At 62.4% G+C, this 2,466-nt stretch carries 3 protein-coding genes; 2 read left to right on the top strand and 1 reads right to left on the bottom strand.

Going from position 1 to position 2,466, the window contains the following annotated elements; translation table 11 throughout:
• Positions 1 to 172 precede the first annotated feature (172 nt).
• Both LNV23_RS23745 and LNV23_RS23740 read left to right on the top strand, forming a co-directional pair.
• Positions 173 to 1,255 (top strand): integron integrase, encoded by a 1,083-nt coding sequence (locus LNV23_RS23745; protein WP_263565222.1) that lies wholly within the window; start codon positions 173 to 175, stop codon positions 1,253 to 1,255.
• A gap of 44 nt (positions 1,256 to 1,299) precedes the next feature.
• Positions 1,300 to 1,746, top strand: coding sequence for a hypothetical protein (locus LNV23_RS23740; RefSeq protein ID WP_263565221.1), 447 nt, complete (start codon positions 1,300 to 1,302; stop codon positions 1,744 to 1,746).
• A 39-nt stretch (positions 1,747 to 1,785) separates the two neighbouring features.
• Here the strand turns inward: LNV23_RS23740 and LNV23_RS23735 are convergent, their stop codons facing one another.
• On the bottom strand, positions 1,786 to 2,334 hold the full coding sequence (locus LNV23_RS23735) for a hypothetical protein (RefSeq protein WP_263565220.1): 549 nt from the start codon (positions 2,332 to 2,334) through the stop codon (positions 1,786 to 1,788).
• Positions 2,335 to 2,466 lie beyond the last annotated feature (132 nt).

Genomic DNA, 2,466 nt, shown 5'->3' with positions numbered 1-2,466 from the left:
AACGTGTTGTATAGCGACGCTCAGTGTCGGATAACACCGTGACCCGCGCGGTAACAGGCAGCCCATGGGGTCCCGCAAGTCTTTGCCACATCTTCACTTCCTCCCACTTGACTGTTTATTTATACAGCATTAAATTGCGCACCAAAAGCCGCGCCTGTTACAAAGCGCTCGGATGGTCGCGCGGCCCCGTCCGAGGGAGGCATTATTCATGTCGCCATCCGGTTATAACCCCACGCCGCCGCGTGCGCATCTTCGCCCACCCGCCGTCATCGATCTGCCTCCGCTGAAGGCCTTCAGACTGCTGGATCAACTGCGTGAGCGCATCCGCATGTTGCATTACAGCCTGCGCACTGAACATGCGTATTCGCACTGGTGCCGCGCCTTCATACGCTTCCACGGCTTGAAGCATCCGGCGACCATGGGCGGGCCGGAGGTTGAGGCGTTCCTCACGCACCTGGCGGCGGATCGCGGCTTGGCACCGTCCAGCCACCGACAGGCCTTGTCGGCTCTGCTGTTTCTGTACGGCAAGGTGTTAGGTCAGCAACTGCCTTGGATGCAGGAGATTGGGCGGCCCGTACCCAAGCGCAGGCTGCCGGTGGTGCTGAGCGTCGATGAGGTTGTCTTGGTCCTGGGGCAAATGAAGGGTCAGCATCAGTTGCTCGCGCGCTTGCTGTACGGCACGGGCATGCGAATTTCAGAAGCGCTGGGGCTGCGGGTCAAAGACGTGGATTTCGCTCAACGCGCCGTCTATGTGCGCCAGGGCAAGGGCGGCAAGGACCGCGTGGTGATGTTGCCGGCGTCACTGGTGCCGGAGCTGCGAGCGCAGATGGCGGCAGGACGTCAGATTTGGTGCCAGGATGTTGAAGACGGGCGGGCCGGCGTGGACATGCCCTATGCGCTTGAACGCAAATACCCACGCGCGGGCGTCAGTTGGGGTTGGTTCTGGGTGTTTCCTCAAGACCATCTCTCGACCGATCCGCGCAGCGGTGTCGTTCGGCGCCATCACCTCTACGACGAAACCTTCCAACGGGCCTTCAAGCGGGCGATTCTGACGGTCGGCATCGACAAGCCCGCCACGCCGCACACACTGCGCCACTGCTTTGCCACTCATCTGCTGCAGGACGGCTATGACATCCGCACGGTGCAAGACTTGCTCGGCCATGCGGATGTGTCCACCACGACGATCTACACCCATGTGCTCAAGCTTGGCGGCGGTGCGGTGCGCAGCCCGCTGGACAGGCTCAGCCCAGCTTAGGCGTGCGCGTTCAGGCTTCCAAGAACCACCGTTTGCGGATACCGTTGAATCTGTTGCCGACCCACCTGCATACTGCCATGGGCATGTCCTGTCGCCGCTATTTTGTAGATCATGAGGAGCGTGTGATCCGCATCGGGAACACGACGTTCGAAGGGCTCATGCGGGATCCGGTTCTTCACACCATGCCCTCACTGGCTGGCCAGCGGGTGCGGGTTGCGGAGCTGATCCTCGAAGTCAACGGACGTACGGTGCTTCAGGTTGTCAGGCGGGTGTATTTCGTGCTTCCGTTCGACGTCGATGGCCGAGTCGACACCGAACGGTTCGAACGGCAACAGCGCGCGTTCGCCGGCCTTGCGTTGGAGGGTCTGTTGGGTGAAGCGCGACGGCCTGCCGCAGTCCTCGACGCCACGGAGCGCTTTGTTGCACAGGGCGGCCGCTGGCGCCCCACGCGTGCGCTGGCTGAGAAGATAGACGGGATAGCCTTCGCCTGACGGAGCGCCGACCTGCTGCGGCGGGCACCGGAACCGGCATCATCCCGACGACGGCGGACGCTTCTGCAGATCTGCCAGGGGAACCAGCAAGCGCTGGGTCACATCGACGGGCACGCTTTGGTGGCAGACCACCACGGGCCACAACTCCACGGGTGGGTGCGCAATCAACTGCGTGCCTAGATTGACAACATGCAGGTCGTCATTGAGGTATTCGCGTCGCCCACAGTGGCCGGCCCGGCACGCCAGGCGCACGCCGAACCGGCACTCTCGCCAGCCGCAAATGCGCCCGATGTATTGCTGTTCTGGGTGAGCCAGGAAGATGTCTGCGCCGCTGCTGCGGGTTTGACCCGTGCCTTTGAGTTGGCGACCCAGCCGGGCCAACTTGGTCAAATCCAAGGTGGGCTCAACCGTGACCAGCACGTCGGCATCTTTGGGGTCTTGTTTTGGCGTGGTCAATGAGCCGATCAGCGCAATGCGAAGCACCCCGGGCAAACGTTGCGCCTGGCAGGTGAACTGCAGCACCGCGTCGAGCAAGAAGCTTCGCAGCGGCGCCATCAAGGGCGGATTCTGATGCGGCGAGTCGGACATGCGGGCCTCGTTCTGGCTCCTGGGAGGCTAAACGATCGGGCGTACCGTCTGCAAGGTCCTCTCAGCCTGACCCGTGGCAGACCTCAAAGCAGCCTGTCACCAATGTCGGGTAGTGGCCGACTGTGTGAACTG

The sequence above is a fragment of the Kinneretia sp. DJ1R-11 genome, assembly GCF_025717595.1.
Taxonomy (GTDB): domain Bacteria; phylum Pseudomonadota; class Gammaproteobacteria; order Burkholderiales; family Burkholderiaceae_C; genus Paucibacter_A.
This window is presented reverse-complemented; position numbering and strand designations above follow the sequence as displayed.

Excerpts from the sequence above, each read along its gene's own strand:
- LNV23_RS23745 (WP_263565222.1), top strand. The coding sequence starts at position 173 with ATGGTCGCGCGGCCCCGTCCGAGGGAGGCATTATTCATGTCGCCATCC.
- LNV23_RS23735 (WP_263565220.1), bottom strand. The coding sequence starts at position 2,334 with ATGTCCGACTCGCCGCATCAGAATCCGCCCTTGATGGCGCCGCTGCGA.